We start from the raw sequence: 14,638 nt of genomic DNA, 5'->3' as shown, positions 1-14,638 counted from the left end.
GATTACATGATTTAATAAATATTTCTATTTACTCATTTTCTGCTCAACAAGCTCCTTTGCATAAGGAGTGATGTTGTTAGTGAGCATCTGCTGCAGGAACTGTCCAGTGTAGGTGTCCTGTTTTGCAATCTCTTCTGGAGTTCCGGTAGCTATTATCTGACCGCCACCATCTCCACCTTCAGGGCCTAAGTCAATTATATGATCTGCAGTTTTGATAACGTCCAAATTATGTTCAATTACAACAACTGAATTTCCAGAATCTGTTAAACGATTAAGCACATCTAATAATCTTTTAATGTCTGCAAAGTGAAGACCTGTTGTTGGCTCATCAAGAATATACATGGTTTTGCCTGTGCTTGTTCTTGACAATTCCTTAGCAAGCTTGATTCTTTGAGCTTCCCCACCAGATAATGTTGTGGCCGGCTGACCGATTTTCATATATCCCAATCCAACGTCATGCAATGTTTGAAGTTTTTTCTGTATTTTGGGAATGTTCTCAAAGAACTCCAATGCTTCATCCACAGTCATTTCAAGAACTTCATAGATGTTTTTACCCTTATATCTAATATCCAATGTTTCATCATTGTAACGTTTTCCACCACAAACCTCACAAGGGACATAAACGTCAGCCAAGAAGTGCATTTCTATCTGAACTATTCCGTCACCAGAACATGCTTCGCATCTTCCTCCTTTTACATTAAAACTGAATCTACCAGGTTTATAGCCTCTTGCTTTAGCTTCAGGAGTTTCTGCGAATAATTCACGAATATATGTAAACAAACCTGTGTAGGTAGCCGGATTTGATCTCGGAGTTCTTCCAATAGGTTTCTGATCAATGGCTATGATCTTATCGATGTTTTCATAACCTTTGATATCATCGTATTTGCCTGAAAATGCAAATTTATTGTTTAATTTTTCAGATAGTCCCTTATATAAAATCTCATTAATCAGACTACTTTTACCGGAGCCGCTGACTCCAGTAACACATGTAAATTTCCCTAATGGAATGTCAACATCAATATCTTTAAGATTGTTCTGCTTTGCACCTATAATGTTAATGAATTTACCATTTCCAGGTCGGCGAGAAGTTGGAATGTCGATTACTTCCTGTCTTGACAAGTATTTTCCAGTTATTGAATCCTCTGAATTCATTATGTCGGATGGAGTTCCTGCAGCTATTATCTTACCACCATGTTCTCCGGCTCCAGGGCCAATGTCCACAACATAGTCGGCAGACAATATTGTTTCTTCATCGTGTTCAACAACAATCAAGGTATTTCCAAGGTTTTTAAGTCTTTTAAGAGTTTCAATAAGTTTTACATTGTCCCTTTGATGAAGACCGATACTAGGCTCATCCAAAATATACAATACTCCCACCAAACCAGACCCGATTTGGGTTGCAAGCCTTATTCTTTGAGCTTCTCCTCCAGACAATGTTCCTGAAGACCTTTCCATTGACAGGTAATCCAAACCTACATCAACTAGGAATTTTAATCTTTCACGAATTTCCTTTAAAACTTCTTTGGCAATGAAATTTTCCCTTTCATTAAGTTCCAAATCTAAGAAGAACTGATAGGAATCCTTAATAGACATCTCTACAATGTCTGCAATTGATTTTCCTCCAACTGTAACTGCCAATGCTTCAGGACGAAGCCTTTTACCACCACAGACATGACACTTATGGTCACTCATGAATTTGGAAATATATTTCCTATTGTAGTTGGATTTGGTTTCCAAATATAAACGTTCCATTCTTGGAATTACACCTTCAAACTTACGGTTTACCTGATATGACCTGTTTCTACGTTTGAAAGTAAAAGGTATTTTATCGTTGCAGCCATATAATATTGTATCTTGCTGTTCTGTAGTCAATTCGTTGAATGGAGTGTCCATGCTAAAGTTGAAATGCTGTGCTACTGCAGTAAGCATCTGATGATAGTAATTTTCCTTTTTGTTGGATTTTGACCATGGTACAATAGCACCTTCATTTAATGTAAGGTTTTTGTTTGGAACTATCAAATCAGGGTTGATTTCCATTTTAGAACCAATACCATTACATTCAGGACAAGCCCCCTGAGGAGCGTTAAATGAGAACATTCTTGGTGACAGTTCGTCAAAGTTTATTCCACAGTCCACACATGCAAAATGTTCTGAGTATTTCTTTTCGAATTCCTCCCCATCCTTATCAAATAGAACATTGATTAAACCTTCACCAAATTCAGATGCTGTTTCAAGAGAACCTACCAATCTTCTTTTAAATTCTGTGTCTTTTCTGGTTTTCAATCTATCTACAACAACCTCTATTGTGTGTTTATAGGTTCTAGCAAGTTTAATGTCTTCGTCAAGATTTCTAATCTCTCCATCTACACGAGCTCTAACAAATCCCTTGTTTCTCAAATCCTCAAAGACTTGCTTATGTTCTCCTTTTTTGTCTTTTACAATTGGTGCGAGTATTTGGATTTTAAGACCTTCGCCCTCGTCCATAATATTGTCACCTATTTGACCAATTGTTTGATGGGAGACTTCCTTTCCACAATTAGGACAATGAGGTATTCCTATTCTGGCATATAATAATCTTAAATAATCATATATTTCTGTAATTGTCCCCACAGTTGATCTTGGATTTTCCTTTGTGGTTTTTTGATCTATTGAAATAGCTGGAGATAATCCTTCTATATAATCCATTTCTGGCTTTTTCATTTGGCCTAAAAACTGTCTTGCATATGCAGATAATGATTCAACATATCTGCGCTGTCCTTCAGCATATATTGTATCAAACGCAAGAGAAGATTTTCCAGACCCACTCAAACCGGTGATTACAACAAATTCATCTCTTGGGATAGCTAAATCAATATTCTGCAAGTTGTGTTCCTTAGCCCCTTTAACGACTATTTGTTTTTTTGAATTTACTTCCATTATATCTCCTCTTTTAAATAATAATCATCATAAAATCAGTTAGTAATTCTGTTGTGCTCCAATATTATATATTACCTAAGAGCATTTGAAAAATAAAATAAAAAATAGTAATATATAGCAATCTATTTATATATTAATAGTTCGTACTATATAAAACTTTCTAAAAATACTATGATTTTTTCATCTCTTTAATGGTGAATAATTTATTTCTAAGCTCTGCAGCCTTTTCAAAGTTCAGATTTTTAGCAGCTTCCTTCATATCACTTTCAAGATCCTTGATTAAAAGATTAAGCTCATCTTTAGGCATTTTACTAATGTCAGTAGCTGACTTGTCATACTTCTCTTCTGTTTCTTTTTTCTCTTTCAAAGTACGCCTAGCAGTCTTAGGAGTGATATTGTTTAACTCATTATACTTAAGCTGGATTTTTCTCCTTTTATTGGTAATATCCATAGCATTGCGAACGGAATCGGTCATTTCATCAACATACATGATTACCTTACCATTAACATTTCTTGCTGCCCTACCAATTGTCTGTATAAGGGAAGTCTGGTTTCTCAAAAACCCTTCCTTGTCAGCATCCAAAATAGCCACTAAAGATACCTCTGGCAAGTCAAGACCTTCCCTCAAAAGGTTTACACCAACAAGAACATCAAAAGTTCCCCGCCTTAAATCGTCGATGATTTCAGTCCTTTCAAGAGTATCGATTTCAGAATGCATGTATCTAACTTTAACACCAATCTTAGCATAATAGTCTGTTAAATCTTCAGCCATCCTTTTAGTCAGTGTGGTTACAAGGACCCTCTCATCCCTTTCTGCCCTTAATCTGACCTCATTAAGCAAATCGTCAACCTGACCTTGAACAGGACGTATGATGATTTCCGGATCGACCAGTCCTGTAGGACGATTAATCTGCTCTACAATATTTGTTGAACGTGAAAGCTCATAGGAAGCAGGAGTTGCTGAAACATATAAAACCTGATTCATAGCAGCTTCAAACTCATCAAAGCGCAACGGCCTATTCTCTTTGGCAGAAGGCAATCTGAAACCATGGTCAACCAATGTCTGTTTACGGGCCTTATCACCATTGTACATTCCCCTGATTTGGGGAACAGTAACGTGAGATTCATCAATAATGGTCAAATAATCATCAGGGAAATATTTGAGTAAGGAATAAGGCACATCTCCCCATTTCCTTCCAGACAAGTGCATTGAATAATTTTCAACCCCTGGACAGTATCCCATTTCATTAAGCATTTCAACATCAAAACGAGTTCTTTGTTCAAGTCTTTGAGCTTCCAAAAGTTTATTGGTTTGGTTTAACTCCAAAAGCCTGTCATTAAGCTCCTGATTGATATTATGAATAGCTGTTTCCATCCTATCCTGGCCTACGACAAAATGCTTTGCTGGAAATACCATGTAGCGAGGAAGAGATTCTTTCCTTTTGCCTGTAACCCTATCTATCAAGCTGATGGCATCGATTTCATCACCGAAAAGCTCAATCCTAACAGGAGAAGTTCCATCCACTGGATTTATCTCAATAACATCTCCACGTACTCTAAACTGACCCCTGTCAAATTCAATGTCATTACGTTCATACTGCATGAAAATTAAACGTCTGATAATTTCATCCCTATCATAAATATCCCCAACAGATATTCCGAAAGCAAATTCGCCATAATCTTCAGGAGAACCAATACCATAGATGCATGACACGCTGGAAACGACGATAACGTCATCCCTTGAAAGCAATGATTGTGTGGCAGAATGCCTCATTGTGTCAATCTCTTCATTGATTGAAGCTTCCTTGTCAATGAAGGTGTCAGTCCTAGGCACGTAAGCCTCCGGCTGATAATAATCATAATAACTGACAAAATACTCTACGGCATTGTCTGGGAAAAATTCCTTAAACTCTTCATATAGCTGTGCCGCAAGAGTTTTGTTATGAGAAATAATAAGTGTTGGCTTTTGAACTTTTTCAATAACGTTAGCCATTGTAAAAGTCTTACCGGAACCGGTGACTCCTAAAAGAGTCTGTTCCTTCTTTCCATTTAGAAAGCCTTCAGCTAAGGAATCAATAGCTTTAGGCTGATCCCCTAAGGGTTTATAAGGTGATTGTAGTTCAAATTGTTTCATGATTCATCCCCCAATTAATAACCTTATATTATGAAACAAGCATTATTTATTAATTGTGATGTTGAAACTAATATGAACATATGGTGGTGCACAGCAAGGTACAACTTTTCTATCCCGGATTTTTAAGATTTCATAATCCTTAAAAGCTTCTTCCAAATCTTCTCTTATTTTTTTAACTGAATCTTCCACCATTACCCTCATGTTTCCAAGGAAATTGATGTTTTGTGAGGTATTCATAATAGCTATATGATCCACAACATAAGGCTCATTATATTTTTTTAAAATATCATTAGATTTTTCAATTAAATCCTGCTTAATTACATCTTTATCTATTTCCATATAACCACCTTAATAATATTTGCTAATTTTCCAAGAGCAGTTGAAAAATAATTAATCTTTTAACTCTTCTGCAATTATATCAGCAAGAGAAACACGAGAAGTGTCTGAAGAAATACTGTTGGTGGAAATTAAGCTATTTGCACCTGCCTCATAGATTCTTGCAGTCGCACCGTTTACAAGAATAGGATGAACGCAGCATACATCCACTGATTTGGCTCCGTGCTGTTTTAAAATGTTAATAGCATTTACAATGGTTCCACCGGTAGCTATGATGTCGTCGATGATAACTACCTTTTTACCTTTAACGGCATCAACATTTACGGTCTCTTCATCTGCACCGTCACATCTAACGTCAACTATCCTGGTTTCCACCTTGTCTGGTCCAAGACGAACCTTGGAGAAGTAAGTGCATTCAGAATCTAGAATATGTGCAATTTCCTGAGCAAAATGATATGCTCCCTTATCAGGAGCTACAATTAAAGGCTTTTCATCGTCATCCCTAACATATTCTGCTATTGCAGGCATTGCAGACAATGTTTTTGCTGGAATACTGAAGAAATCAAGAACACATTTTTCATGAATGTTGAATGTTATAAATTCATCTGCACCTGCACATTCAATTAATTCTGCGACGATTCTTGCAGATACTGCTTCGCCAGGATTGAAACGTTTTTCTTGTCTTGCATAACCCATATATGGCATGACAACTTTAACTCTTTTAGCACCTAAATCTTTCACTGTTTTGATTAAAAATAATAATTCAAGAATGTTCTCGTCCTGAGGATAAGCAGTTGACTGGATAATGGTCACTTCGTCTTCAACTGGCCCGTTGACTTTAAGATATCTTTCTCCGTCAGGAAACTTTTTTGTTTCCACATAACACAATTTTTCACCAAGTATGTTAGCAACTTTAGCTGCAAGATCTTGAGAGGTTGAACCACCTATAATCACATAAATCACCTAAATATAAATATTATATAATTTATTTTTCAGAATATAAATAATTTACATAGAAAATTATTATATCAAAAAATATCCATACTATATAGTACTGTGAAATCAATATTCAAAATAATACCTTTAATACTCGTTATAGCAATAATAGGTTTTTTATTAACAGCTAACGTACTGATAATCGCAACAGACACTTCGGAAGGTGGAGATGTTGCACCCGGAGTGGATATGGGAGCAATCTGGAACTTGACTGGAGGAGTAAGTTGGATCTATCCGGGAAATTCAATAAACAGCAATCACCAAACATTGCATAACATTTATTTGGACAATCCTGACCATCCTTACCAGGCAGCATCAGAAATTATGGAATACACATACCACACAAAGCCGAATCTTGTTGTTACAGTAAACAATGATGCTGCTGGAAGAATATTCGGAAATAATTTGGTGGACAACATACGCTCTTATGATGGGGGACAGGGATATGACAGGGCCCCAGCAATAGAAGCCACCACAGGAAATACAAACATAAACTATATGGGTATTTTTGAAAGCCTGTTATTGGGTGACATTGGCATCCATTTCGTTTAAAATAAAAAAAAAAGTAATGTTATTAATTATAGAACAGCAGGTAAAATGACAAAGCAATTCCAACCAATGAGATTAATAACATTATATATCCATGTTTTCTAATTCTCTTATCCGGCGCCTGTATTAAATAAAAAGGCATGAATGCACCGAAGAAACCTAAATATCCAACTGCATATTTGGCCCTTAAAAGGTACACTACGACTCCACCCCATGATAAGATAATTGTAATTATATATGATATGATAATCAGTCTTGTTTTGGATTCCTCTGAAAACTGAATTGGCATTTCCGTACCAATTACGTTATCTGTTAATTGAGTACCACATTTCGCACAGTAATTATAACTATCCTCATTATTATAACCGCAGTTTTTACAAATTCTTACCATACCTATCAAATCTATAAAATATAATTAACATTATCCACATCAGCTCTAGGTGGACTTTGGATTTTGACATCACTTTCATAACCCACCAAAAGTCCGGAAATTGGAACAAATCCTTCAGGAAGTTCGAGTCTTAAAAGAACATCAGGTTCAACCAAGGTTTGTATCGGAGAGACCACATAACAGCTTCCAAGACCCAAATCAGTAGCTGCCAAAGCCATGGTAGTTATTGAACAAGCAGCATTGATTTCTGCAAATGGAACCTCAGGGGTTGAAACCACAATCAAGGTAGGAGCATTGTATAAAGGTTCGTATCCGGGCATTGAAGCCCTTTCTTTCATAAACCCTTTACTTGCCAACATCTTAATTTTGGTCTTATCGTTAATTTCAGTTAAAAACTCCTTATCCTGAATTACAGTAATATGGAAAGGACCTGCATTCGGTGCTTTGTTAGCAACTTCCACAATAGCAGATAACTCCTCTTCTGTAATTTGCTCATCATTATATCCACGAATACTTTTTCTATTGTTGATTGCATCAAAAGTTTCCATTTCTATCTCCTCCTATTTATCAATAATTATAAATAATCTTCACCTTTTAAATACATTGCTATCTCTTTAAATGACCTATAGTTAACATCTAATTTTTCAACCTCATCATAATATTTAAAACCTAACTTTTCAAGAACCCTTTTTGACCTTTTGTTCTGTTTTTGGTATGTCGCATATATCGTTTTCAATTTCAAATCCTCAAAACCATGTTTCAAAATTATTTTAGAGGCCTCTACAGTTATTCCCTGGCCCCAAAACTGCTCACCGATCCAATATCCGATTTCGCCGTTTCCATCACCCCAGTAATAATTGCCGTCGGGATGAACATACAATGTAATGCAGCCAATAGGTTTTCCCTTAAAGGTAATTGCATAAGTCTCTTTTTTGGAAAAAACCGTTTGAATAATATATAAACTTTCTTCCCTAGATTGATGAGGATTCCATCCCGCCATCGGACCTACATTTGGATTTCTTGCATAAAAATACAGCCATTTTGCATCTTTTTCATTCCAGGGTCTTAACACCAATCTTCTAGTTTTAAATATCATTAAATATATTATGTTTCTCATCTAATTTAATAATGTGAGGAAATTTAAATGAATCTTGAAAAAACCATTGAAAATATTGAAAAAACAGCAGATAGCTATATTGATCCAGAACTTGTATCCACAATAGTTTACGACAATTACACTCTTGGAACAAACGATTTCAATAGTTTGAACGAATATGGAATTCAAAAAGATGACAGCTACGCTAAAAAAGTGTTGAAGGTTTTGGAAAAAGAAAACGTGTTCATCAATTTGGGAATGCTCACCTTTGCTCCCGTGATTAATGAATGTGACATATATTCAACTGAAGACTGCACAATACAGTTAACTGCAGAGGAATTTGAAAAATATGGCCATTTGAAAGACAAATATTTCGGAATATTATTTTCTAAAAATAGCCAGGACTACGTAATCGGAGTCTGTGATTTGTGCGGCTGTAAGATTGATGCCTGTTTTAGGGAGTTAGAAGACACAGACGATGCTTTGATTAAAAAAATAAAAGAAATAATAAATGATAAAATCATTTAATTAATTTTTGTTTAATGTTTTCCCACATAGCCTGTTCTTCACCGCAACCAGTCATTATAACATAGTCATAGTCAGAATTGGTAGCTAACTCACATAACTTATCAATTCTTTCAGGCATGTTTTCATAGCTTAAAGGATAAAAGTCTGAATTAAATTCATCTTTGATTTGATTATAGTATTTTTCTGCTATTTCTACAGATTCCCTACCTGGAACAACAATCAAGTGTGCAGGATCAAGTGCACGAATTGACTTTAAATGGTCTTCAAATATTTCTTCTTCATTGACGTCGGGAGTTGTATAAATAAACTCCAAAGGACCTTCAATATATTGATTCATGAACAATGCATTAATTTTGGCTGCATCCCCATTATCTCCTTGTCCCAAACCTACCTTTTTACCATTGACATCCACCACTTCAAATCTTCCAGGCGGAATAAAAGACATATCAAGATTATTGAATATCTCACCAATTGTAGATTCTATTTTTTCAGGAGTTGGTGTAAAGGTTGCATAAGCTGTAATTGAAGCCAGAGTATTGTAAACATTGTGCAAACCGAATGGCGGCACTGTGATTTTAACATTAAAGGAAATATCCTTATTTACAGAGTAGTTAAAGAGATTTCCTACAATATCTAAAGTCCATTTATCTCCAAATTCTATATCTTTCAAGTAGACATTTAATTTTGGTCTTTCCAATCCGCAATCAGGACATTTATATTCCCCCCTATGATTCATGAATCTGTGAGAGTATTCCAAGGAAGTCCCGCAATTAGGGCATTCAACTATTTCGTCTTCAAAGATATCTAATATTTTATCGCTAGCTACGCCATAATAATTGACCTTGATGTCATTTGATTTGTTCAAACCAATATTTGCAGTTCTTGGATCATCGGCATTTGTAATAATTACCCCTTCACCCATTTCTTGTGAAAGTAAAGTTTTAGCCTTTAAATATTGATCAAAGGGATTTTTTATTCCTGCCACCTGCGAATGTTCCCTGGAAATGGTTGTGTAAACTACACCAATCGGATTAACTAGCCTTTGTATAGTGTCTGGAATTCCATGTTTTATATCCCTAATACCATATTCGAAAATACCAATATCACCATCGCCTTTTAAAAGCCCTGTTGCGATTGCAGAAATGGTGTTACTTTCATAACTTCTTCTGATATCCAAATCCTTTGATAACAATTTAATCAATAATGTTGTGGTAGTGGTTTTTCCATTAGTACCGGTGATTAATATTGAACCAATATCCACTTCATCTGACAAGGATTTTAAAGCTTCCTGACCCCCGATTTTTAAAAATAATGATCCTGGAAATGACATTCCCGCTCCAGAACCTAATTTAACCGCATGAATGGCGGCCTTTCCTGCAATTTTAGCTAAATTATAACGCAACTTACTCACCATAGAAATAATTAGTAAAAGATAATATTTAAAATATTATGCTATTCTTTACAATGTAATAACATTTTTATAATAGTCACACAACCGTAAAACTTCATTTAAGTCTTTAATCTGAACCAACCACTCCCCAGGTATTTCTTCATAACCATAATATAATCCTGCAATTCCTCCAGTAATGGCGCCAACGGTGTCTGTGTCATTACCCAAATTGACAGCCATCAGAACAGCTTCCTTATAGCTATTTGTATTGCCCAACACATAAATAACTGCTTCCAATGTAGATAATACATATCCCGTACTTTTAATGGAATCTATAGGATCATCAAAAATGCCACCCTCCAAAATCCTGTCGAAATATTCCAATTCAGAAGAGCATCTATAATTCTCTTTTATTTTATCACTGGCTATTTTTACATGTTCCTCAATAGGATTTTCAGAACTTAAAATGCTTTTTGCAAGCTCAACATAAAATACGCAGGCTATTTTTGATCTTTCATGAGCATGAGTTACTGCAGAAACGTTTTCAATCGTTTCATAGTCAATATCTTCAATGAATGCTAATGGCAAAATTCTCATCAGGCTGCCATTACCATTATCCCTTTCTCCACACAATCCTGAATCCAATGCCTTTGCACCATTTCTGAATTTATTTAATGCTGAAGAAGTTGTAATGCCTATATCAAATGCATCTCCATATTGAGTATATTTACCGAATTTCCACCATTTAACAAACTCGACCATGATATCATCATAATCGATTTCTCCACCATTGTTTGCAATACTGTTCATTGTAGCTAACATCATAGAGGAATCATCAGAAAAAGTTCCGGCAGGCATTCCATAGGTTCCAAAACCCATCATTCCAGTTACAGGATTTTCAGACAAATATTCTCGTGATTCAAATTCAACAGGAACACCTAATGCATCCCCAACAACAAATCCAATTACACCATCTTTTACATCCATGATTATAATAAGAATGTAATAATATATCTTGAAAGATGTTATAGTTTTTTGCTCTTACTAGTTACTTTTGTGGTAAGTTGGTAAAAAAAGTATTGGATGTGCTGATTTTGAACAATTGTTTAGAATTCGATATTGATTTTTGAACAATTATGATAATTATAACACTGTTATATTTAATATGTAAAAAAATAAAAAAAAGAATTCATTGGACAAAATTTTCAAAAATGAATTCTGAAGTATCAGGAATATTTAATTTGTTTCTTTCTTCATTGATTCTAATCTGTAATTCTAAAATCTCATCATTGATTTGATAATTGTTTTCCTTGAAAAGTTGATCTACTTTCTTTTGCATTTCATCCAAATTCATCCTACTCACCTACTTATTATACAAATTCCTTTTTGCGAAATTCCTGCAATGTATTTTGCTTGTTCATTGAAGGATCTGTTTTCAATGTAACCATAATATCCATTGCTTCCTTGTGTTCCCAAACTGTTAAGAATTTGCAAAGCACTATTTGAAGTGTTTACTGTTCTTGGAACTTCATAATGCCCCCATTTTGACCTATACAACAAATGGACAAAAACAGCCTTGTTGGATTGGCACATAAGCTCTCCTAATGCCTTGAATCTTGCAGATAATGTATTCCCCAAATCTGAAAAGTTCTTCCATTCAACTTTAAGATTATAACCATAGGTTTTATTAAACTTCGCGATTGCAGTTTCTATTCCATTATGACTTGTTCCAGCAGTTGTTGTTCCTGCCCAACCCATAATAGTTGATTCGGAGATATTTTTTCCAGTGAGTTCAAAGAACATTTGTTGCAAACTGTTGGCAGCACAACTGTACCCAGTCAATTGCCCCATCCCACTTGCACCTTGAGATGTCAAAAGAGGAGATTGAGAATAAAGATTGCTATATTGATTATTTGAAGGAGAACTATTTGGATTTGCTAAATAAACAATATTGGGAGTTTGTTTGTTTTTCACTTCATATGCAGACACCCTTTGTGCCATATCTACATACATAGATTTAGAATATTGTTTTCCATTGCTCCCAGTAACATAATTTGGCAAGAAATCAAGATTGGATTTGTTGTCCTCAATAGCACATTCCACATACTCTGCTATTGTAGTATTCTGGATCTTGCCTTGTCCTTTTCTGATTTGAGATTCCACAGTTTCTCTTTCAACCCCATTATAACTTTCTCTTTTTTTGAATTGCTTATTGTTATTCAACAGCCACCATGCAATTCTTGCCATCAAAAACTCATATTCCTTGTATTTTATGCTTTCAGTCATTGTTTTCACCTATCAAACATTCGTAAAATTTTCCTTTTTTCATATAAGCATAGCAACAGACAATTCTATTGCAATTCAACTCTTTTTGAGGATTGTTATTGTAGCAACAACCATCGCAATCTTGTTTATTCATCATCACATTCCTCTTCAGTATAATTGTAGCAAGTATCACCTGCTCCCAAGAATTCATTGCATTTTCCACGAGCATCAATGTAACAAGAACTGTTTCCATTTCCTGCACATATTGCTCTTCCTTTATTTCCACCAAATGCCATATTCGATCCAGTTGGATTGTTAAAAGTGCAATTGTATACTCTAAAAGTTCCAGAACTTCCCCAAGCACGACAAGAAGCAGCAGAATGCCCATAGTTGTATGCATTATTGCCACTAAATTCACAATTTCTTACAGTTAAACTTCCACCATTCATATTTCTGCAATCCAATGCACGACCATCCCAAGCACCATAAGCATTTTCAAAAGAACAGTTGTCCACATTGCAGGAATTTCCATAAATATTTACACGAAGCAAATATCTATCACCACTGATTGGAGCATAAAACATCAGATTTCTTATATTTACTGTTTGACCAGACACACCATTTAAATCAAAATATAAAATATATTTCCCAGTTTCACCCATCAACAACCATGGAGGATCACTTATATCTCCTTCAATAGTTATCCCTTTAGTTATTGTAGTTTGAGAGTCGAGATGATATGTTCCACTTCCAACGAAAACACTATCTCCATTTTCCACGACATCTTCCAATGCAGTAAAATCCCTAAAACCAGTTTCTGGAGTTTTTCCATCAAAATCATTCGAACCAGCTTTTCCCATCACATACCAATCATACAATTTAGTGTTTTGCTCATAAATGAGCTGATTATCAAGATATAAACTCTTAACTTGATTTCCATTTAATTTTATACATCTTATTTCTTGAAGAGCGACATTATTTAAAATACTTGAAATTTCTGGTGAAGGAACATCAATAATAGGAATGTCAAAATCTAAATCTTCAAAACCATCAGCCATCAATCTCCCTCCAAAACAACAAGATTGTAAGTGGTTTCATTATTATCAAAATCAACAACAGTCAATTCAACAGCACTCATTGAATCAAGCTTTCCTTTATCATAACTACTCATCAAACCATTTGATTCATCGGTTGCCACACCAGTTCCTGCTTTGCCATTTAATAAAGTATCTGCTTGTGTTTTTGTATAATAATTGTCATGAGAGTGATTATATGGTGCAAAAGTAAAATCTGGCACATAAATTGATTTATTGACATTATCAATAGTAATAGTTCCAATCCATTGACCAGTCAATGCACCAGAATAAGATACTTCATTTGCATAATCAGATATATTGTCTAACTTTGCCTTGTCTTCCTTACTCATCAGACCATCAGATGATGAAGTAGCTTTGCTGTATTCAACTGCTTCTTCTGGCAAAGAAGCATACAAATCAAAAGAAGTACCATTGATTTTGATTGTTCCAATTCTCTCGCCCTCATTTTTTATTTGAATGAATTCAACTTTATCAGCATCAGATGAAACAGAATCTAATTTTATTTTGTCCTCCTTGCTCATCAAACCATTTTTTGAACCAGTAACTGCTGTATTATCTGCTTTGCCATCTACAACAGTTTGCAAATTACTATCACCATATATAATAGTTGATGCATTATGGGAATGACCTACATTGGACTTGCCATCAAGAAGACCATCCACTTCGCTTTCTCTATAATAATCAGACAAGTCAACTTGTGTGCTTCCAATTATGTTCCATCCATTTTCATCATATAAATATTCTGTGTATGGATCATCGCCAGACTCATTAGGAACAAGATAAATTATATTGTTCTCACCAGTGCTTGGCAATTCTTCAACAACCAACCTGCTCAACTTTGCACTTGCTATTTGAGAAATCTTGCTATCCACTTCATCTTTCAAATAAGTTTTGCTTTTCAACCAATTTAGCAAATTACTTCCAATTCTCATCCTATCAC

General features: G+C 35.0%; 16 protein-coding genes. 2 read left to right on the top strand and 14 right to left on the bottom strand.

Annotation, left to right across the window (positions count from 1 at the left end; all coding sequences use genetic code 11):
• Positions 1-24: 24 nt before the first annotated feature.
• From uvrA to Q4P18_RS07370, 4 genes are all read right to left on the bottom strand, one after another.
• Entirely contained in the window at positions 25-2,916 is a 2,892-nt protein-coding gene (gene uvrA, locus Q4P18_RS07385; RefSeq protein ID WP_303337404.1) for an excinuclease ABC subunit UvrA, read from the bottom strand.
• 169 nt (positions 2,917-3,085) lie between these two features.
• Positions 3,086-5,050: an excinuclease ABC subunit UvrB gene (gene uvrB / locus Q4P18_RS07380; RefSeq protein WP_303337402.1), complete on the bottom strand. Its 1,965-nt coding sequence runs from the start codon at positions 5,048-5,050 to the stop codon at positions 3,086-3,088.
• A gap of 42 nt (positions 5,051-5,092) precedes the next feature.
• Entirely contained in the window at positions 5,093-5,389 is a 297-nt protein-coding gene (locus tag Q4P18_RS07375) for a hypothetical protein (protein WP_303337400.1), read from the bottom strand.
• 51 nt (positions 5,390-5,440) lie between these two features.
• Entirely contained in the window at positions 5,441-6,340 is a 900-nt protein-coding gene (locus Q4P18_RS07370) for a ribose-phosphate diphosphokinase (protein WP_303337398.1), read from the bottom strand.
• Positions 6,341-6,442: 102 nt separating this feature from the next.
• On the opposite strand from Q4P18_RS07370, the gene Q4P18_RS07365 reads away from it, so the two are divergent.
• On the top strand, positions 6,443-6,934 hold the full coding sequence (locus Q4P18_RS07365) for a hypothetical protein (RefSeq protein WP_303337396.1): 492 nt from the start codon (positions 6,443-6,445) through the stop codon (positions 6,932-6,934).
• Between the two features lie 22 nt (positions 6,935-6,956).
• Here Q4P18_RS07365 and Q4P18_RS07360 read toward each other — a convergent pair whose 3' ends face one another.
• Genes Q4P18_RS07360 through Q4P18_RS07350 form a run of 3 tightly spaced genes read right to left on the bottom strand, consistent with a single transcriptional unit; the run spans position 6,957 to position 8,394 of the window.
• A complete protein-coding gene (locus tag Q4P18_RS07360; protein WP_303337394.1) occupies positions 6,957-7,322 on the bottom strand; it encodes a zinc ribbon domain-containing protein in 366 nt (121 codons plus the stop codon).
• Positions 7,323-7,333: 11 nt separating this feature from the next.
• Positions 7,334-7,870, bottom strand: coding sequence for a nitroreductase family protein (locus Q4P18_RS07355; protein WP_303337391.1), 537 nt, complete (start codon positions 7,868-7,870; stop codon positions 7,334-7,336).
• Positions 7,871-7,896: 26 nt separating this feature from the next.
• The gene (locus Q4P18_RS07350; RefSeq protein WP_303337389.1) at positions 7,897-8,394 is read right to left on the bottom strand and encodes a GNAT family N-acetyltransferase; all 498 of its coding nucleotides are present in this window, start codon (positions 8,392-8,394) and stop codon (positions 7,897-7,899) included.
• 72 nt (positions 8,395-8,466) lie between these two features.
• On the opposite strand from Q4P18_RS07350, the gene Q4P18_RS07345 reads away from it, so the two are divergent.
• Entirely contained in the window at positions 8,467-8,946 is a 480-nt protein-coding gene (locus Q4P18_RS07345) for a hypothetical protein (RefSeq protein WP_303337387.1), read from the top strand.
• Here Q4P18_RS07345 and Q4P18_RS07340 read toward each other — a convergent pair.
• The 7 genes from Q4P18_RS07340 to Q4P18_RS07310 form a co-directional block, all read right to left on the bottom strand.
• Positions 8,939-10,360, bottom strand: a complete 1,422-nt coding sequence (locus Q4P18_RS07340) for a Mur ligase family protein (protein ID WP_303337385.1) — start codon at positions 10,358-10,360, stop codon at positions 8,939-8,941. The genes Q4P18_RS07345 and Q4P18_RS07340 overlap by 8 nt on opposite strands.
• A 45-nt stretch (positions 10,361-10,405) precedes the next feature.
• Positions 10,406-11,323 (bottom strand): ADP-ribosylglycohydrolase family protein, encoded by a 918-nt coding sequence (locus tag Q4P18_RS07335; RefSeq protein WP_303337383.1) that lies wholly within the window; start codon positions 11,321-11,323, stop codon positions 10,406-10,408.
• Positions 11,324-11,525: 202 nt separating this feature from the next.
• Positions 11,526-11,690, bottom strand: a complete 165-nt coding sequence (locus Q4P18_RS07330) for a hypothetical protein (RefSeq protein ID WP_303337381.1) — start codon at positions 11,688-11,690, stop codon at positions 11,526-11,528.
• Between the two features lie 5 nt (positions 11,691-11,695).
• Positions 11,696-12,622, bottom strand: a complete 927-nt coding sequence (locus tag Q4P18_RS07325; protein WP_303337379.1) for a hypothetical protein — start codon at positions 12,620-12,622, stop codon at positions 11,696-11,698.
• Complete coding sequence (locus Q4P18_RS07320) at positions 12,615-12,758, bottom strand: hypothetical protein (protein WP_303337377.1); 144 nt, start codon at positions 12,756-12,758, stop codon at positions 12,615-12,617. The genes Q4P18_RS07325 and Q4P18_RS07320 overlap by 8 nt, the downstream gene beginning before the upstream one ends.
• Positions 12,748-13,659: a hypothetical protein gene (locus Q4P18_RS07315; RefSeq protein ID WP_303337375.1), complete on the bottom strand. Its 912-nt coding sequence runs from the start codon at positions 13,657-13,659 to the stop codon at positions 12,748-12,750. Before Q4P18_RS07315 ends, Q4P18_RS07320 begins: the two co-directional genes overlap by 11 nt.
• Positions 13,659-14,630 (bottom strand): hypothetical protein, encoded by a 972-nt coding sequence (locus tag Q4P18_RS07310; protein ID WP_303337373.1) that lies wholly within the window; start codon positions 14,628-14,630, stop codon positions 13,659-13,661. Before Q4P18_RS07310 ends, Q4P18_RS07315 begins: the two co-directional genes overlap by 1 nt.
• Between the last annotated feature and the right edge of the window lie 8 nt (positions 14,631-14,638).

It is taken from the genome of Methanobrevibacter sp. (genome assembly GCF_030539665.1).
Classification (GTDB): Archaea; Methanobacteriota; Methanobacteria; order Methanobacteriales; family Methanobacteriaceae; genus Methanocatella.
Note: the sequence above shows the minus strand (reverse complement) of the source record. Positions and strands in the feature narration are given on the sequence as shown.